The organism is Calothrix sp. CBUCES-K 9914 (assembly GCF_059640475.1).
In genome coordinates this window covers 1-20888 of the sequence record NZ_JBXXZH010000009.1, presented here as the reverse complement: position 1 = coordinate 20888, position 20888 = coordinate 1, and the positions used below count along the sequence as shown (strand labels likewise).

20 protein-coding genes are annotated in these 20888 nt (G+C 39.8%); 12 read left to right on the top strand and 8 right to left on the bottom strand.

Annotation, left to right across the window (positions count from 1 at the left end):
• Window positions 1–97: 97 nt before the first annotated feature.
• The 3 genes from AC2JBO_RS03440 to AC2JBO_RS03430 form a co-directional block, all read right to left on the bottom strand.
• A complete protein-coding gene (locus tag AC2JBO_RS03440; protein ID WP_496952222.1) occupies window positions 98–349 on the bottom strand; it encodes a hypothetical protein in 252 nt (83 codons plus the stop codon).
• Window positions 350–669: 320 nt separating this feature from the next.
• Window positions 670–1737: a CHAP domain-containing protein gene (locus tag AC2JBO_RS03435; RefSeq protein ID WP_496952221.1), complete on the bottom strand. Its 1068-nt coding sequence runs from the start codon at window positions 1735–1737 to the stop codon at window positions 670–672.
• Window positions 1738–1832: 95 nt separating this feature from the next.
• The gene (locus AC2JBO_RS03430; protein ID WP_496952220.1) at window positions 1833–2168 is read right to left on the bottom strand and encodes a hypothetical protein; all 336 of its coding nucleotides are present in this window, start codon (window positions 2166–2168) and stop codon (window positions 1833–1835) included.
• A gap of 1050 nt (window positions 2169–3218) precedes the next feature.
• On the opposite strand from AC2JBO_RS03430, the gene AC2JBO_RS03425 reads away from it, so the two are divergent.
• From AC2JBO_RS03425 to AC2JBO_RS03390, 8 genes are all read left to right on the top strand, one after another.
• Window positions 3219–3407 carry a hypothetical protein gene (locus AC2JBO_RS03425; RefSeq protein ID WP_496952219.1) on the top strand — a complete coding sequence of 63 codons (189 nt, stop codon included), beginning with the start codon at window positions 3219–3221 and terminating at the stop codon, window positions 3405–3407.
• A gap of 33 nt (window positions 3408–3440) precedes the next feature.
• A complete protein-coding gene (locus AC2JBO_RS03420; RefSeq protein ID WP_496952266.1) occupies window positions 3441–4904 on the top strand; it encodes a GspE/PulE family protein in 1464 nt (487 codons plus the stop codon).
• 368 nt (window positions 4905–5272) lie between these two features.
• On the top strand, window positions 5273–5461 hold the full coding sequence (locus AC2JBO_RS03415; protein ID WP_496952218.1) for a hypothetical protein: 189 nt from the start codon (window positions 5273–5275) through the stop codon (window positions 5459–5461).
• A 39-nt stretch (window positions 5462–5500) separates the two neighbouring features.
• On the top strand, window positions 5501–8011 hold the full coding sequence (locus tag AC2JBO_RS03410) for a tetratricopeptide repeat protein (RefSeq protein ID WP_496952217.1): 2511 nt from the start codon (window positions 5501–5503) through the stop codon (window positions 8009–8011).
• 46 nt (window positions 8012–8057) lie between these two features.
• A complete protein-coding gene (locus tag AC2JBO_RS03405; RefSeq protein WP_496952216.1) occupies window positions 8058–8354 on the top strand; it encodes a J domain-containing protein in 297 nt (98 codons plus the stop codon).
• Between the two features lie 52 nt (window positions 8355–8406).
• The gene (locus AC2JBO_RS03400) at window positions 8407–9189 is read left to right on the top strand and encodes a nucleotide exchange factor GrpE (protein ID WP_496952215.1); all 783 of its coding nucleotides are present in this window, start codon (window positions 8407–8409) and stop codon (window positions 9187–9189) included.
• 111 nt (window positions 9190–9300) lie between these two features.
• Window positions 9301–11067, top strand: a complete 1767-nt coding sequence (locus tag AC2JBO_RS03395; RefSeq protein WP_496952214.1) for an Hsp70 family protein — start codon at window positions 9301–9303, stop codon at window positions 11065–11067.
• Between the two features lie 6 nt (window positions 11068–11073).
• Complete coding sequence (locus tag AC2JBO_RS03390) at window positions 11074–11430, top strand: tetratricopeptide repeat protein (RefSeq protein WP_496952213.1); 357 nt, start codon at window positions 11074–11076, stop codon at window positions 11428–11430.
• Window positions 11431–11984: 554 nt separating this feature from the next.
• On the opposite strand, the gene AC2JBO_RS03385 is transcribed toward AC2JBO_RS03390, so the two are convergent.
• Window positions 11985–14225 (bottom strand): peptidase domain-containing ABC transporter, encoded by a 2241-nt coding sequence (locus tag AC2JBO_RS03385; protein ID WP_496952212.1) that lies wholly within the window; start codon window positions 14223–14225, stop codon window positions 11985–11987.
• Between the two features lie 118 nt (window positions 14226–14343).
• On the opposite strand from AC2JBO_RS03385, the gene AC2JBO_RS03380 reads away from it, so the two are divergent.
• From AC2JBO_RS03380 to AC2JBO_RS03365, 4 genes are all read left to right on the top strand, one after another.
• On the top strand, window positions 14344–14631 hold the full coding sequence (locus AC2JBO_RS03380; protein ID WP_496952211.1) for a hypothetical protein: 288 nt from the start codon (window positions 14344–14346) through the stop codon (window positions 14629–14631).
• Between the two features lie 49 nt (window positions 14632–14680).
• Window positions 14681–14911 (top strand): addiction module protein, encoded by a 231-nt coding sequence (locus tag AC2JBO_RS03375; RefSeq protein ID WP_496952210.1) that lies wholly within the window; start codon window positions 14681–14683, stop codon window positions 14909–14911.
• The gene (locus AC2JBO_RS03370; protein ID WP_496952209.1) at window positions 14908–15198 is read left to right on the top strand and encodes a type II toxin-antitoxin system RelE/ParE family toxin; all 291 of its coding nucleotides are present in this window, start codon (window positions 14908–14910) and stop codon (window positions 15196–15198) included. The genes AC2JBO_RS03375 and AC2JBO_RS03370 overlap by 4 nt, the downstream gene beginning before the upstream one ends.
• Window positions 15199–15332: 134 nt before the next feature.
• Window positions 15333–15782, top strand: a complete 450-nt coding sequence (locus AC2JBO_RS03365; protein ID WP_496952208.1) for a hypothetical protein — start codon at window positions 15333–15335, stop codon at window positions 15780–15782.
• Window positions 15783–15873: 91 nt separating this feature from the next.
• Here the strand turns inward: AC2JBO_RS03365 and AC2JBO_RS03360 are convergent, their stop codons facing one another.
• The 4 genes from AC2JBO_RS03360 to AC2JBO_RS03345 form a co-directional block, all read right to left on the bottom strand.
• A complete protein-coding gene (locus AC2JBO_RS03360; RefSeq protein ID WP_496952207.1) occupies window positions 15874–16137 on the bottom strand; it encodes a hypothetical protein in 264 nt (87 codons plus the stop codon).
• A gap of 14 nt (window positions 16138–16151) precedes the next feature.
• A complete protein-coding gene (locus AC2JBO_RS03355; protein WP_496952206.1) occupies window positions 16152–19451 on the bottom strand; it encodes a type 2 lanthipeptide synthetase LanM family protein in 3300 nt (1099 codons plus the stop codon).
• A 112-nt stretch (window positions 19452–19563) separates the two neighbouring features.
• Window positions 19564–19875 carry an NHLP leader peptide family RiPP precursor gene (locus AC2JBO_RS03350; protein ID WP_496952205.1) on the bottom strand — a complete coding sequence of 104 codons (312 nt, stop codon included), beginning with the start codon at window positions 19873–19875 and terminating at the stop codon, window positions 19564–19566.
• Window positions 19876–20065: 190 nt separating this feature from the next.
• Window positions 20066–20527 carry an NHLP leader peptide family RiPP precursor gene (locus AC2JBO_RS03345; protein WP_496952204.1) on the bottom strand — a complete coding sequence of 154 codons (462 nt, stop codon included), beginning with the start codon at window positions 20525–20527 and terminating at the stop codon, window positions 20066–20068.
• Between the last annotated feature and the right edge of the window lie 361 nt (window positions 20528–20888).

Below are 20888 nucleotides of genomic sequence, written 5' to 3'. Positions count from 1 at the left end.
GTTTACGCACTATACTGCGTTCAGAATGACACTTTTTCGTTAAAACGCACCTTGGACAGTTAACTACTTAGGTCATACGATTCGCAAAAATTTGTAATTACATTGGAAGTAAAAAATCAAACATGAGTAAGGCTTTGATGTTATTCAAGTTTATCTGTCCTGCTATTTTAAAGCTAACTGCCCCAATACTCGAACAACCTAGTTTACAGGCTGCACAGCGATTCCAATTGTCCAAACCTTTATGCGATAGCTTTTTCAGCGAAACAGTGTTTTCAGTACCCAGATAATCTGGAAATTCAAGCTGCTTGGAATAACTTGCTGAAGGTTTTGGGTAGAGAGTAGGTTGCACAGGAAGAATTTGTGGGTAGTACGATCGCTTTAAATCAGGAGTAAGTATGTAAAAACATTTATTTATGCATTTTAAATTTAAATAGATTAAGCTCAAACCCTTGCGATAAGGCTCCTATTTGATTAAAAAAACCAAACGATTTAAGAGCTTGCGTTATAAAGGTTTATTTATCAGTATACTTAGCAAGAATGAAGTCGCATTCCTATTTCATATTATTACAAATTTTTATGTGTTATTACTTAAGATTATTTAGTTAAACAATTTAGTAGGACAGATGCCTATCCTACTAAATTGTTGCCAGATTTACTTAAATTCGCATTTTAGCGTTTAGGAACTCTGATGTATCGAGTCGGATTATTCGCGGTGTAATAAGTAATTTTATGTAATGTACCTTCTCCTCCACCATCAAAATTTGTTCTGTAGTGAGATTCTGATACTACAATTCTTTTAACACCAAATTCAGTGTAGACACGCTCAACTACAGCCACATGACCATATTGACCTGTCATCCACTGTGCAATATCACCAGCTTGCACGTTATTGCTGCTTACAATAGTCGCCCCATTAGAAAGCTGAGTATGCCACTGATTAGCGTTACCCCTCATTGAATTAAGAGCATTAACATTGCCACCTAACTCTTTTGCACGACCATGAGCGTACCAAGTGCAATTTCCTTCTGTCAAGCCAGTATTGTTAACAAGACTTGAACCAAAGCGGGATTGAGCAAATATATTTCCAGTTGTATAAAACTGAGGACGGTCTTTGAAGTATTGGGCACGTTGTTGTGTAAGTAATGGAGTAACTCCTGGATTTGGAGTTGGTTGTGGTGTTGGAGTTGGTTGTGGCGTTGGAGTTGGTTGTGGCGTTGGAGTTGGTTGTGGAGGTGGTGGTAGCTCTGCACTACTCTGCCAGCGTTGGTTACCATTATTACCATCGCAGTTCCACAGATACACTTTGCCACCATCATCTCGTGTTGGAGTATCTATACATAAGTTTGTACCTGCTCTTTTAATCAACTTTCGACCTTGCCCAACATCAACTAAGTTCCAGTTTTGATCGGGATCGTTGCCATCACAGGGCCAAAGATTAATTTCTGCTCCGTTGCTTAGATAATGGGCATTTAAGCATCTACCAGTAGAACCATGTCTTAAAAGCATACCACCACGATATCCAGGCAATCGATCAAATAGTTGGTCGGGATCGTCATCTCTACGCTGCCAAATTGACATTCTTGGATTGCCATCAATACGTCTGAAGTTCCAATTTGTATTTAACCCCTTATTGTCTATAGAAAATGTTTCAGCCGCTTGAGCTTTTGGTGTGCTAATTATTAGAGATGCAATAGATGCTGTTCCTATTGCAACAAGGCAGAAAGCTTTTTTAAACACGATTCAATACTCCCTTTATAACTCATTAATTCGCTCGAAAATATCGCTGGGATTCTTAAAACTCTCTTTTGTTGTCAAAAAAGTTTTTTGAAGAACTATTTATGTCTTTTTGAAGGCATTCTCCAGTTTAAGTACTTTACAGATTGAGGATAAAAGCAAATAATGTTACCACTGTTTTCTCGGCAAACATTTTTGTTTGACCAGTATGGATGTCCCCATTTGCTCCAATTCAAGACAGGTTGCTTCGGACTCTTATTGATAGCTAATTCTTGTTCACTTGTTAGACCTGGAGGAAGTGATGCATCAGCCGGTGAATGTTTTGCTTCTTCGTATCCTCCTGCATATACTTTCGACGTAAAAAAAAATAAGCTAGATGATGCCCATAAAATTAATAGGCACAAAGTTTTAAACGGAAAAAAGCCTTTTTTCATATAACAAAGTTATGAGGTATAATCGGCTTGTATTTACTTGTAACATTGTTGTTAGTATATATATAAGCAGAGTAATCTTCATAGCCTGATAAAGAACTAATTCGTTTACTCAGTTATTTTTATACTGCTGGCAACGCTGCGGAAGTAAGAATCAGTCTACCTGCAAAAAAGATTCAAACATGCTTAAAAATATCAGTGTGTTTTGAAAGTTTAAAAGCATCGCTCTTTGCTTGCATGTATCGACTATAAACTGAGTGTTTAATCTTGTATATGAGAAATAATTCGGATTTTTATTTAGCTGTATACTTGGTACTTTTAGCTCGATTTCAGTTTTAATAGCTCGTAATACTTAAATTCTCTTTACTTTTAGCTTAGTTCACTTAGGTATTTGTTAAATCTTGGGTTATCGAGCATATCAAAAATTTTTAAATTGGAAAGTACCACAATTAGGTATGTTTTCAGAATATATAGCTATATTTTATTTTTTAAACAGAAAAAATTTGGTAAATTTTATTTTGAAACCTCATATTGGTTACTTATGTGATTTAACTGAATCTATGTTACTTACTGCTACTTAATATACTTATGTAAGTTAACATGATTAAATTAAAAACCTAAAATTTAGCGCGATACCCGGAGATATTAATCTTTTATTATCTTGCAAGAACTACCTTGGCGACTCGCACAATCTTATATCTCCAGCAAATAATTAAAAAAACTGTGCCACCCTCATATTGACTTAAAGCTATTCCCAATAAATATTTTATGAAGAAATTAAAACTGATTTTTTTGATATTGAATTCAATCTTGCTGAATACAATACATTTTAGTAAATTGTCAACATAGGGAAAGTTAGACTAAAAGCCATAATGTACCATTCCTAAAGATTTGGTGCGTTTCGTTATCGCTTTTCTGAATACAGTTAGGTTATACACAACCTATGATTTGCTGCACCATTGAAGGCTGTACATGCACAGACTCCTGGTATTTAGGTTTACGAGAGATCGCTAACTAGTAACTATCATTTAATCTCTTTTAAGGAAAGTACTTATGTCCGTATCAATCATAGAAAAACTCAAGCAAAAAGAACTTACTATCGAATTAGCGTTACAAACATTAATAGATGTTCAATCAGGAATGGTTAATCTAGAATTACTAGATGCTGACGTTGCTTCACGTTTTAAAAGTAAAATTAGAGACCGCTCTAATATCCCTCCTATCGTACCGCTTCTACTTTAGCAAAATTGTTACTACTTAGGGTGTCCTGTAAAAATCACCAAAGAAGTTTATTTACAGCTATGTCAACGTCTTGGCACTAACATCAAAGTTATTACTATCAGTGAAAAAAGTTACAGCGATTGGTATAGATTACAAAATTTAGATAGCAAGCGCATTAATGGGGACAATACTATAAATCCCCTGACAGGGGAAGTCGAACAAGAAAATATAACTGAAATTGCTGAACTTTATCTTTCACGTACTGATGACCAAATTGAGCGCATCAAAACTATTATTTCATCTGCTTTGCGTAACCGTGCTAGTGATATTCACCTTGAACCAACAGGTGAAGGTTTACGAGTTCGCTATCGTATTGATGGCATATTACGTCATGTTACTACCCTACCACCTGATGTAAGTCGCAAAGTTATTGTTTCGCTGAAAGTCATGTGCGGCATGGATATTGGAGATAGCAGGCGCCCCCAAGATGGTAGAATTGGAGAAAAATATGCAACTCAACAGCAGCAAGAACAAGGTTTAGACTTACGTGTAAGTACTTTACCTTGTGTCAGCGACAAAAAAGGTGAACCCGCAGAAAAAGCTGTACTGCGACTATTAAGACAGCGAAACTCTTTTCAAACTATTAATGATTTAGGATTTACTGCTCGTACTCGTCCCATTTACGAAAGCTGGTTACATCAACCTCAAGGAATGATTATAATGACTGGACCAACTGGTTCAGGAAAAACCAGCACTTTGTACACCAGCTTGCAAGCAATAGCTACCGACTCAGTTAATATCGTTACGGTAGAAGACCCTGTTGAATATGTTCTTCCTGGTATTACCCAAACTCAAGTTTGTGATGCAGCAGGAATGACTTTTGCAGCAGGTTTACGCGCGATTTTACGGCAAGACCCAGACGTAATAATGCTGGGAGAAATTCGAGATGCGGAAACAGCAGAAACAGCAGTACGTGCAGCACTTACAGGACATTTGGTACTAACTACATTACATACTAACGATGCAGTTGGCGCCATTCCTCGTCTTAAAGATATTGGCCCTGACCCTGGTTTAGTTAGCGATGCATTACTAGGTGTGGTAGCACAACGCTTAGTGCGTCGAGTATGTCCCCACTGTGCAGAACCATGTACACCCACAGAATCTGATTTAAAAGTGCTAGGAATAAATTGGGATGAAGCGCAACCAGAGCAATGGAGACGAGGAAAAGGTTGCCCTAAATGCTTTAACTCAGGATATTTAGGACGAGAAGCAGTAATTGAGTTATTAAACGTTGATGAGACAGTACGCCAAATTATTTATGAAGGCACAATGACACAATTACACCATCATCTCAACGATAACCGTTTTGAATCTTTCCGTATTGCCGCCATTAATAAAGTCATCACAGGTTTAACAACCATCGAAGAAGTTCGTCGAGTATTACCACAGAGCGCATTGTACAAAAAATCAGCTTCTGGGCAACGTATGGGACAAGTAGCATTTTTGAATGCTTCTTAAGAACTTCCAAAAATTAAATCAACCATCTTGTCTTCTGGGATGGGCACATAAGAGTGGAATGGGCATCCTTGCCCGTCCTAATATTTGGATGTTTGCCCGCAAATTTTACGACCCTCATATTTTGGCGCATATCGCGAGATAGGAATTGGTTATTACTTTTTGGGTAACGATACAGGAGCAGTCAAGTATAACCACTATCTCACATCTTGCACCAACGTATTAATACTTAATTTTTCTATTTTCAATAAACATATACTTGTATCAATAATATGATAAACAGGCGTTTTAAGCCTGCGCCCGTCTGGCTTTGTTCGTATAGTCTCACCCACGCGCGGGTGTAGGTGCAAGATATAAGGAGGCGCTCCGGGATGCCCGCTCCACAAGAAGAAGATGCCCTGATGGGTTATAAAAATTTATTAATAAAACTAAACAATGGACAGAGCCTATGTATAGTAAGTATTTCAAAAATAAAATACGCTTGCTATAAAAATTCATACGATTTTAGTACTAATCGTACTAATATGAAACTAAGAGCAGTTAAAGCCACCCTTTCATAAAAGAGGGGGAAAGTATGAAAATATTAGGAAGAAAATCCAGTGGCTAAACATCAGTCCAAACATCGCTCACAACCACAGGCATCTAGTACAGGGACACAGCTAACTGAAAAATCCTTTGGGATGCAGCTACAAGAATTGCTGAACCAAAAAAAATATCGGCAGGCATTAGAAGAAATTAAAAAAGTTCAGCGTTCGCATCCTGAGTTAACATTCAGTCCCAAAGAATCAGAGATTTGGTTTTTGCGGGGTCAGCAGGAATTCCAAAAGCAAGATTATAAACAGGCAGAAAAATCCTTTGAACGCTCTCTTGAATTGGGTTTACGCAAAGAGGTGTACTACTGGCAAGCCCGGTGTATGCTGGAGTTGAATAAATTAGATGCAGCCCTGAAATTGCTCCGTGATGCTTTTGAAGCAGGGACACTCACCAAGGACTACAGCATTTGTTATCTCAAACTTCTATTGCTCAAAGGAGATATTGGCACAGTTGAGCAGTTAATCAACAAACACAAGATAGCTTTTAGCGCTGCCCAACTTCACTGGGTACGCGGAGTGCTTGCCCTAAAACATGGACAACCAGAAGCCGCTTTGACATCTTTTCAAAAAATTAAGGCGCCTGTTACACCAGGAGATTTACCAATAGCTTGGGTTGTTTATAGCCAACAAGTTGGTGGTAATTGGAACGCGGCAGCAAATATCTTGGGGTTAGAGTCATCCAAACAGACCTTCGGCAAACCAAAGTATCTAGAACACCCAATTTTAGCGCGATTGGCAATTGCCCAACAAGCTCATACTGGAGAACCACCCCTTGATCCCCGAAATTTGGAACGAGAAAATTCAGTTAGTCTAGATGCACTATCTGTGTTCACTATTGTACAGCTTATTAATAATGACAATCATCATGATGCTGCCCATGTGTTGCTAAAGATGGAAAAGCGCTCAACTCGCTTCTCAGAATTAAAGAACTTGCGTTCATCACTATTTACTCTTGCAGGTCAACAAGCACTTAATCAAGAACAAACTGAATGTGCTGAACTTTTCTGGCGCCCTTTATTAACTGAGAAACCCTTTAACCCCCAATTGGCAGTCAATTTGTTAGAAGTGTTGGACGCTAATGATTCTGACCAAGAACGCCCACGTGTTTTAACCCAATTTTTGCGGTGGTTGGAGCAGGAAGGGAAACAAAAACCCCAAGAATGGCCAGATACACGATTAAAACCAACCTTAGCTCATCTTCACTGCTGGATGGCAGATGCCTACATGGCACTAGATCGCAGTCGCGCGGCTTTAGGAGCTTTGCAACAAGCAGAACGCATCTGTCCCACATCAAAAGAAGTATTGGCACGCAAGGGACTAATAGCTGCCTTGGATGAAAATTATACCGAAGCAATTACACTAATTACCCAAGCCATTGAAAGCGGGTGTCGATATGGAGAAGCTTACGGAACTTTGCTAAATTGTTTGGATGAAGTTGGAGACAAACAAGCACTTAATGAAGCTCGGCGCCGTTTTGGGAAGCACTTCGGCGACTTTGAAATTGAAACAGAAGTAGAAATATTACCTTGGATAGATGCGTTATCTACATTGAGTTATCCTTTATTCAGCCGTCTAATCAAGGGCAAAGATCAAAAAGACTCAGCTGTACGCGCTTGTCAAATATTCATGGATGCAGTCAAAAGTGAGCCAAATTCTGGTGGCCGAGTTTTACTAAACCAGAAAGAAGCGGTTGATGCATGGGAAAGTCTTCTCAACAAATTATCTGGAAACGAGCAAATTCCAGTATTGCAGGCAATTGCTCTTTCGATTCATCTCTTCGCCAAGCGTGAAAAAGGTATCGCTGCTCTAACAAATCAGTATTTACAAAAATTGTTCAACTTATCAACAGAACATCCAGAAGCCAGAGTTGCCTATTTAGTTGTCTTAGCTGTTAAAGAAAATAATCCTCAAAAGCTAGAGTCTCCTGTACGTAGCTACCTTGACACCATACCCCAACCAGGTTCGACGCTCTCCAATATTCAACTTCAAGCGCGCCATTTTGGCTCAATTAGAACCCTTGTACCTGCATTAGATGAAGCACTGCGTCGGGAACCTCAAAATCCTTTGCTGCTATTAGCTAAAGCTACTACATACGATGTCGAACATCCAAAATACGAAGAATTTAAACAACAAGCATTTGAAATAGCTCGGCGCCTCCAAGATGCCAAAGCCTTACAAGCATTTCGTTCTGAACAGGCCTATCTCTCAAATAAAGAAGCTATTAGCGCTATGCCAGACCCAGATCAATTTGACAATCTCGATATGGATGATATGGATGATTTGTTAGAAGGGATGCTCAAAAAATTACTTGGCAATAAAATTCCCAAAGCTGAGTTTGAACGAATGCTTCCAGAACTTAAGCAAATGATGTTAAATAGGATGCCTGACTTTGATGAAGATGATGAAGATGACGACGATGACGACGATGATGACTTTGATTTTATATTTAGAAACTCACCTCCTAAGCGTAAAAAACTGAAGGGTAGAACAAGAGGAGGTTTTCAGGAATTGTTTTAACTGAAACTAATCAACCATTTTGATCAAGCTAATTCTAAATTGATTTATGATGTCACACTACGAACGATTAGGTGTATCTTCAGGAGCAACAGGCGCCGAAATTAAAGCGGCGTATCATGCCAAGCTGCGCGAATTTCCTGCTCATACGTATCCAGAAGAGTTTAAGGCAATTCGAGCAGCTTATGAGGCACTTCGTAAAGGAGAGACAAATCAACAAGATGATTTTTTGAAAATGCGTCCCTTGGAAGCACAACTAAATCCAGAAATATTAAAGCAGGTGCAAGAAAAAGCAATCGCTCAATTAGAAATTAGCCTTGATGATTTAATTCGTGCCACCTTCTAATTTTGTGACTAATTTTTAACTAATTTTCTCACTAATTATTTAGCAAGAACAAATGACAACTGACAAAGAAGCTTTATTTGCCAAATTTCTAGAATATCTACAATCAGAACAAACATCTCCTGAATATTTAGGAGAAGTACCAGAAGCTCAAAGTCCATATCCAACCTTTGATCCCTATCAAATGGTTGCAGAGTGGACTGCTTTACGCCATGAAGTCAAGCAACAGGGTAAATTATTGCGCTCTAGTCAAGATGCTTTACAGCAAGCATTGGAAATAACTCGTGCAGATAAAGAACAACTGCAAACACGTCTAGAAGAAAGCCAAAAACAGGCTAATAGTCAATTTGATAAACAGCAAGAAAAGCTACTCAAAGATTTGTTGGGTATTGTCGATGCTTTGGATAGAGCTTGTACTTATTGGCAAGGGGAATTAGATGCATCATCTGTTTCCTCGGCGCCAAAAGATGTTCAACAGAAAAGCTTTTGGGAAAAATTTGGAACATGGTTTTTTGGGGCAGGAACTGAGTCTGAAGTGGCTAAAGAAACACCAGTATCAGAGTCATTAAGCGAAATCATTACCAGCAATCAAAAGGGAGTGGAGTTAATTAGACGCTCACTTTTGGAGATATTACGACAACGCCGTGTTACTCCTATCATATCTATAGGAAAACCTTTTGACTCCCAGACGATGTATGCTGTAGGTCGTGAAGAAAAAGCAGATGTCATAGATAATACCGTGATTCAAGAAGTAGTACGAGGTTATTTATGGGGCGATGTTGTACTTAGAGAAGCACAGGTAATTGTCGCGACACAAGCAATGAGGAAACAATCTTGAAACTTGAGCGCGCGATTTAATGGTCAATCTCTTGTATCCTTATATTTGAATGTTGAATCAGCTAAGACTAGAAGCAAATAACTTTTAAGTTTTAATTAAATTTTAAATCTTATGAAAGCAGTTGGTATTGACTTAGGCACAACAAATTCTGAAGTAGCGATTGTCGAAAACGGACAGGTGCGCGTATTGCCTGGAGAAGATGGGGACTTGATATTACCTTCCTGTGTGGGATTTAGTGATACAGGTAAGCTGTTGGTGGGACGTGAAGCACTTCGTCAGTACGCTGCGGCGCCTGAACGTACTGTAAAGTCAATCAAGCGTTGGATGGGAACTGAACACAAAACCAGTTTAGGAGATAAAGAATATTTACCTCATGAAGTTTCCGCTATTATTCTCCGCGCGTTGAAACAACGGGCAGAAAATGTTTTAGACTCAACAATTACCCAAGCAGTAATTACAGTTCCAGCTTACTTTACAGATGCTCAACGGCAAGCAACTAAAACTGCTGGCGAAATTGCTGGTTTGGAAGTACTGCAAATTATCAATGAACCAACAGCAGCAGCTTTAGCTTATGATTTGCGCTCAGAAGAAACTGAACGGGTCGTAGTTTATGACTTGGGAGGTGGTACTTTTGACGTGTCAGTTGTGGAAATTACAGGCGAAGTCACAGAAGTATTAGCGAGTCATGGCAATAACCGCCTAGGTGGAGACGATTTTGACAGGCTTTTGCAACTTCATTTAGCAGATTTATTTCGGAAACAGCATAATATTGATGTGCCGGATGATGCAGCTACCCAAGCGCGTTTACTTCGTGCCGCAGAGCAGTTAAAAATTGACTTGAGTTCCCATGCTTTTGGCACAGTTCGGGAAGCATTTTTGGGTAGTAAAGGCAAAACTGCACTACATTTAGAGACAGAAGTCGCTCGAACTGATTTTGAAAAATTGATTCGTCCACTATTAGAAGAAACCTTAGAGGCAATTGACCGCGCGCTTTCAGATGCTAATCTAGAACCTGAACAAATTGACCGCATTATCCTAGTTGGTGGTTCTACACGCATTCCCCTTGTGCAAGAAATGATTGAGAAGCATCTAGGTCAAGCTCCTACAGATGGCATTCAACCAGACCTTTGTGTAGCTTTAGGCGCCGCTTTACAAGCTGGGGTACTAGTAGGTGAATCTGTAGATGCTATTCTTGTAGATGTAATTCCTCACTCTTTGGGAATTGCTGCGGCTGTACCTACACCAATGGGTATTATGCCAGGTTACTTTAGTGTAATTATTCCCCGCAACAGCGTTGTTCCCGTTTCCCGCTCCCATATTTATTCCACTGTCACCGACAAGCAAGAAATCGTGGAAATCGAAGTTTTTCAAGGTGAAAATACGATGGCTGAGGAAAATGTTCCTCTTGGTTCCTATAAAGTAGAGAACTTACCACCTAAACCAGCAGGAGATATTCAAATCGAAGTTCACTTTGACTTTGACCTAAATGGTATCCTTACCGTTACCACCACCGAGAAAGGCAAAGGGCAACAAGGAACACTAGTAGTCAATAATGCAGGTATGCAGAAACTTTCTAGTCATGAACTGACGAAAGCAAGAGCAGATTTAGAGTCATTATTTGAATTTGAAAGTGATGAAACTATTGAAGTCTCCGCAGAAACTGTAAGCGATGAGGCAGAAATAGACCCAGAATTAGCAGCACTTTTAGACGACGCCAAAAAACTACTAAAAACCCTAGACGCAGAACAAGCAGAAGAATTACAAGACTTATTAGACCAAATTGAAGATGCAATAACTAATAATAGTACTGATTTACCCGAATTACAACAAGAACTGGAAGACTTTCTTTACTATGCCAATAACGATGAGGAAGAATAAAAAATTATGAAATGTCCTGTCTGTGGCGCCGTTTATCGTCCATCATCTCCCCCATCTCCAACTTGTAGACGTTGCAAAGCAGATTTATCTGATTTAATTCGTCTTCATGACCAAGCTATCTGGTATCACAGACAGGCACTATATTTACTATCACAAGGAAATTATTCAGAAGCACAAACATACAACAACGGCGCCATTGCTTTGTATTACAGTAATGCAGACTTTCATGCCTTAGCTGGTAAATTAGCGGCATTACAAGGTAAATTTCCTGAAGCCATCTCCGAATGGCGCCTTTCCCTCAAGCTTGATCCCCAAAATGCCATCGCTTCTAATTGCCTACAAATGATTGAACTTATGTCATGAGTCGCGAACGAAGCATCTTATAACGTCCTGTTCTGATGGAGTACATAAAGGCGGGCAAGGATGCCCACCCCACAAGAAAATGTGAATTTCTGAAACACAATAACTTTGAAGCATATTTTTATACAGCTTTTTTCGATATAAATTAGTTGACTAATTAGTGCATAAATATTATCATAATTTAGTACTATATAAAAGTAATCAAGTAGAGTAAATAACAATGGAATTTAATAAACTTCAGCAAATTGTTGAATCAAACGGTCAGAACTACGGCGGGCAACAATTGGGATTGCTAATCTAATAAGCTCTTTAGATAGCGACCGCCCAACAATTTTAAGAAAACTCAATAGTATAGAAAACAGGGTATAAGAGTCTTCCAATTAAAAAAATATCCCAAAGTAAATGTTGTAGGGTAGGTGTCCCGCCTGCCCATCAGTATTCTAGGACAGGCGAGACGCCTATCCTACGGGATAATTTATTTCTTGGGCTACTCTAATGCTGTAGCTTCGGTGGGTGTATGAATATTAAATGCATGAATTTAGATTGATTGGTGATTACTATTGATTATTTACTAATGCCGCATAATGACCACCCAACGCTAATAGCTCCTCATGAGAACCTCGTTCAACAATAGTACCTGCATCAAAAACCAAAATTACATCAGCATTGCGAATAGTACTAAGTCTGTGGGCAATCGCAATTCGTGTACATGAGAGATTGCTGATGTTTTGCTCGACCAAACTTTCTGTAACCACATCCAAATGACTAGTTGCTTCATCCATTAAAAGGATAACTGGCTTATGTGCTAAGGCACGAGCTATTGATAACCGTTGTCGCTGTCCTCCTGATAATCCACTTCCTCCCTCAGAAATTTTGGTTTCATAACCCATAGGCATTTGCACAATGTCATCGTGAATGCTTGCTAATTTGGCTGCCTCCATTACCTCTTCTAGTGATAAGTTAGGGTTATTGGCAGTAATGTTGTGACGAATAGAACTGCTAAATAAAAATGACTCTTGCAGTACGATACCAAACTGGCTCCGCAGAGTGCGGTAGTTCAATTTGTGCAAAGGAATATCATCGTAGAGAATTTCACCTTGAGTTGGTGTGTAGATGCCCAGTAAAAGTTTGGCAAAAGTGCTTTTACCAGAACCAGAACGACCAACCAGCGCTACTTTTTGTTCGGGTTCAATAATAACTGAAATATCGCGCAACATGTCGCGAGAGTTTGGGTCGTAACGAAAACTAACCTGTTGTAACTCAATTCGACCAGTGAGGGGTGGTGCAGTTTCAACTACCTGTATATCTTGTTCTGGTTCTGCTTCCAAAACATCAGCTAATCGCTCTAAATGTCCGCCAACTAACTGTAATTGTTGACCGCTTGATACCAAAGTTGCTAGCGGCATTAAAAAGGAATTAGCAAGAGCATTTAGTGCTAACATTGTCCCCAAGCTCATTGTTCCTTCAAGCACACGTAACCCTCCAAACCACAAAAGAAAGATTGGCGAAAAGGTACGAAGCGCTAGCATTACGGTGTCAATCTTAGCTGATAAGTGGCTTTTTTGTAGCGAGACATTTAACTGTTTAAAAAATAGATTTGACCAATAATCAAAGGCACGTTCTTCAGAACCTGATGCTTTCAGGGTTTCAATTCCCCTCAAAGCTTCTACCATGTAACTGTTGGACTCAGACTGCGCTACTAAGTCTCGTTGTACCAGGTGGTGTACTTGAGGTGTTGTCCCCAGCAACAAAGCTATTTGCAATAATCCTGCTACCAGGACGGCAATACCAAATAACGGTTCCTGAATTAGTAAAAGTGTCAGATAACCAAGGACAAAAGTACCATCTAAAACAAGTGATATTGTTTGACTAGTAAGTGTTTCACGAATTACGGCATTGCTCCCAAGTCGCATTAACAGGTCGCCTGTTGTCCGCTGTTCAAAAAACCGAAATGGTAGTGAGAGCAAATGGTCGAAGAAGCCTAACATTGTTTGGGTATCAAGCCGCGCTTGCAAATGAATAAGCAGTGCAGCACGCAAATAGCTGGTTACTACTTGAGTTAAAATTAAGATAGTGGTGCCGATGCCAAGCATTGTCATTACACCAGCGATATGAAGCGGCAAAATGTAATCTACAAGTATCTTGGTAAAAATAGGCAGCGCTAGCCCGAAAACTTGCAATAATAGTGAAGTGCCAAGAATTTGGAGGAGTAAGCCAGGTGCTTGCAATATATACTGGATGAGAAAGTTGCTCCAAGATAAGTGTTTTTTTGCTCTTTGTCCTTGGAATTGGACACCAGGCTCAAATGTCAAAACTATACCAGTGAAGCTAGCATTAAATTCAGCAGCACTCAACTGGCGCCGTCCGCGAGACGGGTCTATAACATCAACCTTTTTTGATGACCAACGCTCTACAACTATAAAGTGGTCAAAATCCCAATGTATAATAGCTGGTAGTTGTATGTATTGAAAATCTACAGTTTCTATAGAGTATGCTTTAACACGTAAACCGTAACTGCGAGCAACGTTAGAAATTGCGCGCGCTGTAACACCATCTCGACCAATACCCAAGCGCTCGTAACATTCTGCAACCTTTGTATTACGCCCGTAGTAACTAAGAATCATTGCTAGACAGGCGGCGCCACATTCAACTTCGCTCAATTGCAACCTGATAGGAACTCGACGACGCAGCAGGTTATTTATCCCTGTTTTTTGAAAAAACGAAGAACAACTTTGTTTCAGCCAAGCAATAGTTTTTTGGTAGCGACCGCGCACTTTTTGATTTCCAACAGCTTTCATAAGCTTACGTATTACATAATTTACAACGGCAACAGCAATATTACCCTTCGCGTGCTTCTACATCCGCGCTCTGGATATTTGGTTGCCTAATCTCTACTACTAAGGCTTCAGCTTGTTTATGCAACCTTATAGTTTGGGAATGACGGCTATTTATCTGGTGACAGGAAAACAACCCCAAGAAATAGAAATTGATTTTCGCACTGGTGAATTTGTTTGGCGACAACATGCTTTAAATGTTATTCTTAGTTTTGCAACAGTAATCGATAAAGCGACCGCCTTCACCCGCAGCCGTTTTTTTGGGAAGGGGGCGCCTGTGTTTTTGTTTCTAGCATTTATCAATCAAGTAGATACAGATGAGCTTCTTGTGGAGCGGGCATCCTTGCCCGCCCTTGTATACTGCATTTAAGTAGAAACTGCTATCCTGTATAATAGCACTTAGAGCGCTGTGAGGTTTCATGAAATCAATTGATCAACTGACAGAAGAACTCCTAGCACTTCCTAGTGCATCTAGGGCGTTATTAGCCCAAAAGCTAGTTGAAAGCTTGGAGTTTGATACTGAACCAACAATCCAAGCAGCTTGGATGACTGAAGCTCTTAAACGGCGTTCAGAAATTCGCTCTGGTTCTGTGCAACCAATTTCAGGAGAAGAGGCTCTTGCTCAAGTAAGGCGGTTGCTAGAGCCATGAAATATGTATTTCATCCCGAAGCTCTCACAGAATATGCTGAGGATGTTAAATATTACACAGAGCAACGGGTTGAGGTGGCACAAGCATTCATCGACGCTATAGAGGATGCAATCTATCGAATTAGAGAGTCACCTACACGTTACGCTGTAATTGACGAGGATGTGCGCCGATGTATGGCACGTCGTTTTCCGTATGGAATCCTTTACACAATTGAGCAAGACTATATTCTTATCTTAGCAGTAATGCATTGCAGTCGAGAACCTGGATACTGGAAAAATCGTAGATAGAAAAAGTAATGAAATTTGTGCAGCAGACGTACTAAATTGTTGAACTTGGTTATAAAGAAGAATCTAACTGTTTTTTTTACGATGGCATCGTAGACGCACCATTAGGAAATAGTTTTGTTCCTAATGGCTATTCGGTGTGGGAACTTGGAGTTGACAAAGATGTTAAGGGGAAAGCAGATGATGATTATGATAAGCGTGTTAAGAATCCTCTAGGACTGCTTCCTGCTGAAACCACCTTTATTTTCGTCACTCCCCGACGATGGGGTAACAAGGATAAGTGGGAGAGGGACAAGAAAAGTCAGGGAATATGGGCATCGGTACGGGCTTATGATGCTGATGACTTAGAACAGTGGTTAGAACTAGCTCCTGCGGTTCATGCTTGGTTAGCTCGGTTAATGGGTAAATGGGCGGAAGAAGCTTTAGATATTGGTAGCTTCTGGGATGACTGGAAAAACTCCACCTCTCCAGCAATGAGTACACAGTTACACTTGCGGGCAGAGAGAACGAAGTTGAAAAAGTACACAATTGGTTGCACTCAAAACCATCAAAGCTTACTATCCAAGCAGATACCCGTGAAGAAGTAATTGCATTTTTTGCGGCAATTGGGAGAGTAAATTATCCGAGTCAGATTTAAAGCCTCTCCCCGATCAAGGGGAGAGGTTTGGAGAGGGGTCTTTAATTGTGCCGCGCGCACCCGACAGCAGTTTGTTGATTTTTATTTGTAGGAATAATCACAGCATTCTCGGAAGTACATACTGATAGTTTCGTAAATAAAGCCGAGATGCTGGCAACTCCTAACAAACTTAACATTCCTAACAGACTCCATAAAAAGATAAAGCTACGAGGGGAGGCAATTCGCGGTAGTACGGAGTTTTCTTTACTTTGAGTATACTGGCGGATTGCATCAGTACGGAATAACGCACGATTTTCATCTTTCATTTATTTATGTCTCCCTAATTAAACAAAAGTACTGAGGGGAGTAAATCTGGATGTGCTAACCGTAAGAGTTCATAACCAATCCCTGCTACTCCTTGAAAAAAGCCGGGTGTGTAAGCATCTCTGGGAAGTTGGGGAGAAATACAAAAAGTACCTTCTCGTTCTGCTCTATTAACAATCCAGCTAACTTGTTTGTGAATTTTTTCTAGTAATTCAGGACGATTAAGTTTGAGTGATGCTGTGAGCAGTACGTCAATGCGTCCCAAATTACCACAGCAAAGGTTATCTATTTCCTGCCAGCTACACTTTTGCGTTGTTTGCAAAGCAATTTCAATTTCTTGGCGAATTTCCGAGGTGTCTATAATCGCTAAACTATCCAAACGACTCAAACCAATACCAGGGGCGCCATGACACCAGCTAATATTAAATGTTGGTTTGCCGTCAACAATAGCATGAGGTCTAAAATCAGGCCAGTTGCCTGCGGTTGGGGAAAATACTTGCCGTTCGTATTCAATTGCTTCTAAAGCTGCTTGTAAAAAATCAGTACGCTGGGTTGTTTGATATAGTCGTAATAAAGCGCAAGCAATTCCTGCTGCTCCATGAGAAAATCCAGTTATTAGCTTGCAATTGATAGTAGCCCAAGTTTTAAAGCCTGAATCGCTGGTGGTGCGGTGGTTGAGTAAATGTTCGCCACATGAAGAAGCTAGTTCCAAAACAGAAGATTCGCCAATAGCATCATATAAAACTAACAGTCCTAAAATTGTGCCAGCAGAACCTACGGTAATATCAAAACAGTGGTCACTGGTAATTAAGTCAGGAGTAATTAAACTTGCAACTTGTTTGGCATCTTCTAAAAGAGTCGGTTCCGCCAAAAATTGACTGCTCCGTACTAATGCATATATAAGAGAACCTAACCCCACTGCTCCACCCATACCAATTTTCTTGGCAATTACAGAGTGAGATTGAGAATTTTGTAACATCTGACGAATAGGAAGCAAAGCACTTAGTGCCAAGTCCCTAAATCCAGCACCAGGAGTGATTTTTTCCAAAGCAGCTAAAAATAAGGCAACACCAGCACAACCGTCTCCCAAGTTATAGCCGATAGGCTGAAACTGGAAGCGTTGGGCATCATGAATGTATGTCATTCCAATCCAGGTGGCGCCACCATCGGCAGCATAAATAGCCCTTTGTTGTAATTCGTTGGCAATTTTTACTGCTTGTTGAATTAATTGTTCCTGAGTTAAGGAGACAATAGTATCTGTTAATTCCTCATCTTTAGAGGCAGTTATATTAATTCTAGCAACGCGCGAATATAGGGAACTTTTAATTATTGCTAGTTGTTGATTGAGATTGCATTCGCTCAAGGTTTGGATGGACTCAATTACACGGTTATAGCTAGGCTCTTGAAAGCATTGCTCAATAATTTGGTTAGGAGCAACAGTCATTCCATCGCTATTGCAAGCAATTGTGAAAAAGGGAATATCTAGCTGTTCCATTGCCTGCTTTTCCACAGCAAGTATAGGCAATAATGGCGCTTTTTCCTCACTTACCAAAAACCCTCGACTGAGAACATCCAATGCAATACTCCAGTCTGCTCCATCACGTAAATATTTTGGGTCGAAGGTTTGATTGAGTAAAACAGTGTAAACTTGGGTAGGGCGACACACAAAGCGCACGCGCTGATCAATAAAGTTTGCCAAAGGACTCTCACTATCTAGAAGTGCTGCTTGCTTTTGCATCAAAAAGCGATACATCAACTGAAAACCGTTCACCAGTTCGCTAACATAATCATTTGGCGATAAAGGTGTACCATTCAAAATAGGAGTATTAGCTTGGGATGGTAAAGAAACCGACTCGCTAATTACAAGTTCCATATTATCTGTATTTATATCTCGCCATTGCCGCGCGCGGTAATTAATCTTCTGTTCGCCAACACCTCCCAAACCACTGATGTCATAAGCAGCTTGGTTATTTTGCTCGAATTCCCAACGCGGTAGCATACCAGTACTTAACACCGAATCAAAAACTAGCTGTTTGGCAATTGATTCTGCCTGCGCTTCCCCATCCCCAAAAGCTTTTTCTTCCCGTTCTCTTGGTTGCATTAGCATCTCTGGGTCTATGAGAACTAGATGCTTGCCACTAGCAATTAAATTTTCGTAATGACAGTCAGTACCCGCTAAGATATAAAGGATACAGGTAAGCATTCCAGCCCGTTGATAAAAACGCTGCGCTGCTACCTCCGAATCACAGGGCAAGTGTTCGACAAATTCTACCCAACCATAGGTAGAGCGATTGAGAACTTTGATTATTTTAAAAGGTAAGGGAACACCTTGATGATTACACCAATCGAGTAAGTGAAAATAGGCAACTTCTATACCTAAGTCTTTAGGTTTGTAAATCAACTTTAATCCAGAAGCAAAGGTCAAAGCAATAACATGGCGCCCTTGATTATGCGAATCAGAAAGTGCAGATTCAATGGTAATAATTTGCCCCAAGTCACTTTCACCTGCTTGAAAAGTTTGTTGAATGTCTTGCAAGTCAGATGCCAAACGTTGCAAAAATTCTGTTGTTGCATCAACCCAAAAATCAACTGCAACTGCCACTAAGCGAGCTAAAACGCTATATTCTTGGAAAAAAGACTTCAGTCCATCACTAAGAAGCTTTTCAACAAATTTTTGATACTGCTCTTTACCGCAAGTCCCTTGCTTTATTGCTATTAACCGATTAAGTGAAGGTTGTTGAAATGAACGAAAAATTGAAAATTCTAGTGCTAGCGTTCCAGCACATAATTTAGCTACGCGCTTAAGCAAACCATGCTCTAAGCTGTTAACAGCGTTATCACTCAGAAGCTTTTGTAAGCTATATCCTTGAGCTTCTAATTCATTAATTTGCTGATTTAATTTATTTTGAGCAACTTGAATAAAAGGTATATAAATATCCTCAAAGGGAAGAGGGTCTTCAGCAATAAAGCAGCGATGAACCTTTGATCTTTCTTCCTGTTTCCATTGTTTTTGAGAAGCAATTTCGATAATTTCCTGTAAAGTTTCTGCCCACCGAGGTAAAAGTGCATTTTCAGCAAAATCAATGCTGCCTAGTATGGGGGCAATAGTATCGATATCTAAACCATTCCACGCGAGACGCTTGGCAAATTTTTCTGAATTTCCTTGAGCAACAACTTGGCGCCAAGTTTCTAAACGAGAATTAATTTGCTTATTGTTAATTTGTGTGGTATTAATAATAAAATCATTGCCTAGGCGCTCGCTAATAGTACTAGCTTTGGCGATAATTTGAATTAGCTCTTGCTGTGAAAATTTCATGATAATCGTTAATAGTTAAGTAGAAAGCATGGCTAGAAAAAACGACCCAGAGGTGTTTTGGAAGGAATCTCTGGGTCAATTGCTATTGAATAATGTTGGTGCTATTTGATGCTTACCAACAACATTTAGTGACACCTTCGGATGTGACTGAACTTGTTTTATCAGCCATTCTTCCACCTGCAACGGCTTCGAGTTGCTCGTCGCTTAATTCTCTTGAAGCAAGAACAGAAGGTTTAACAGGTAGTACCAAGTAAACTTGATTTGCTGTTTCCTCAATCACTTTTACTTCAATATTTGAGGGAACTTCTACTCCTAATGCTCTTAATGTTGCATTTGGATTGCTTAACAACTCTTGCTTAAATGCTTCATCTTTCCAAGATTTAGCAACAATTTCAGCTTGGAGATCGTGAGATAGTTGAGACATATTTAATCCTTGTTTGATGTGTATTAATTGTTTAGTAGGAGCGCCATAACTTGATTTACTTGGCTGTCTACTTTCTACTACTGAGGGTTGAACTTGTTTATGCAACGGAAGGAGAAAACTGACTCAAACGTATTTTAATATCTATATTTGGGTCAGTTTTAGCGCTTAAAAGTTAGGAGCTATTGTCTACTTACCAGCAACATCTAGTAACACCTTCCGACGTTACTACGCTGGTTTTATCAGCCATTCTTCCACCTGCAACAGCTTCGAGTTGTTCGTCGCTTAATTCTCTTGAAGCAAGAACAGAAGGTTTAACAGGTAGTACCAAGTAAACTTTATTGGCTGTTTCCTCAACAACTTGTACTTCAATGTTTGAGGAAACCTCTACTCCTAATGCTTTTAATGCTACATTTGGGTTGCTTAATAACTCTTGCTTAAATGCTTCATCTTTCCAATACTTAGCAATAATATCGGCTTGGAAGTCGTGAGATAATTGAGACATATTCAATCCTTGTTTGATGTGTATTAATGGTTTAGTAGGAGCGCCAAAACTTGATTTATTTGGCTCTCTACTTCCTACTACTGAGGCGCCAACTTGTTTATGCAACCCTGAACCCAGATTGTCTAAAAATATTTGGTTAGAAATTACCAAAGCCTCATCCAAGCTTGGTTTTGAGTATTTGAGGAAATGATCGAGCCACTAACTTTTCTAGCGCCTAGGTAAATGGCGGATGACTATTTATATAGAAAAAATTTTTATAGCGCTTCCCGTTTAGGTGGAGTACATAAGGGATAAGGGCGGGCAGGGATGCCCACCCGACAAGAAGTTTCAGTAAATCGCAAAGTTTTTTACAATAAAGGTAAAATTAATGCTCAAAACCGTCCGCTGGATAAGGTTTTTGGTAGTTGAGAAGCAAATATTTTCAAAAATCTAGGTCTAAGGTTGCATGAACGAAGGCAGAAGGCAGAGGGCAGAGGGCAGAAGGTAAGTTCAGATGGGGTTTCTGACCCCA

What these genes read in the sequence shown, in the direction of transcription:
- AC2JBO_RS03370 (WP_496952209.1), top strand. Translation starts at nt 14,908, where the DNA reads ATGAAATATGTATTTCATCCCGAAGCTCTCACAGAATATGCTGAGGAT.
- AC2JBO_RS03400 (WP_496952215.1), top strand. Translation starts at nt 8,407, where the DNA reads ATGACAACTGACAAAGAAGCTTTATTTGCCAAATTTCTAGAATATCTA.
- AC2JBO_RS03390 (WP_496952213.1), top strand. Translation starts at nt 11,074, where the DNA reads ATGAAATGTCCTGTCTGTGGCGCCGTTTATCGTCCATCATCTCCCCCA.
- AC2JBO_RS03395 (WP_496952214.1), top strand. Translation starts at nt 9,301, where the DNA reads ATGAAAGCAGTTGGTATTGACTTAGGCACAACAAATTCTGAAGTAGCG.
- AC2JBO_RS03415 (WP_496952218.1), top strand. Translation starts at nt 5,273, where the DNA reads ATGCCCGCTCCACAAGAAGAAGATGCCCTGATGGGTTATAAAAATTTA.
- AC2JBO_RS03360 (WP_496952207.1), bottom strand. Translation starts at nt 16,137, where the DNA reads ATGAAAGATGAAAATCGTGCGTTATTCCGTACTGATGCAATCCGCCAG.
- AC2JBO_RS03425 (WP_496952219.1), top strand. Translation starts at nt 3,219, where the DNA reads ATGTCCGTATCAATCATAGAAAAACTCAAGCAAAAAGAACTTACTATC.
- AC2JBO_RS03375 (WP_496952210.1), top strand. Translation starts at nt 14,681, where the DNA reads ATGAAATCAATTGATCAACTGACAGAAGAACTCCTAGCACTTCCTAGT.
- AC2JBO_RS03355 (WP_496952206.1), bottom strand. Translation starts at nt 19,451, where the DNA reads ATGAAATTTTCACAGCAAGAGCTAATTCAAATTATCGCCAAAGCTAGT.
- AC2JBO_RS03405 (WP_496952216.1), top strand. Translation starts at nt 8,058, where the DNA reads ATGATGTCACACTACGAACGATTAGGTGTATCTTCAGGAGCAACAGGC.
- AC2JBO_RS03350 (WP_496952205.1), bottom strand. Translation starts at nt 19,875, where the DNA reads ATGTCTCAACTATCTCACGATCTCCAAGCTGAAATTGTTGCTAAATCT.
- AC2JBO_RS03380 (WP_496952211.1), top strand. Translation starts at nt 14,344, where the DNA reads ATGCAACCTTATAGTTTGGGAATGACGGCTATTTATCTGGTGACAGGA.
- AC2JBO_RS03385 (WP_496952212.1), bottom strand. Translation starts at nt 14,225, where the DNA reads ATGAAAGCTGTTGGAAATCAAAAAGTGCGCGGTCGCTACCAAAAAACT.
- AC2JBO_RS03430 (WP_496952220.1), bottom strand. Translation starts at nt 2,168, where the DNA reads ATGAAAAAAGGCTTTTTTCCGTTTAAAACTTTGTGCCTATTAATTTTA.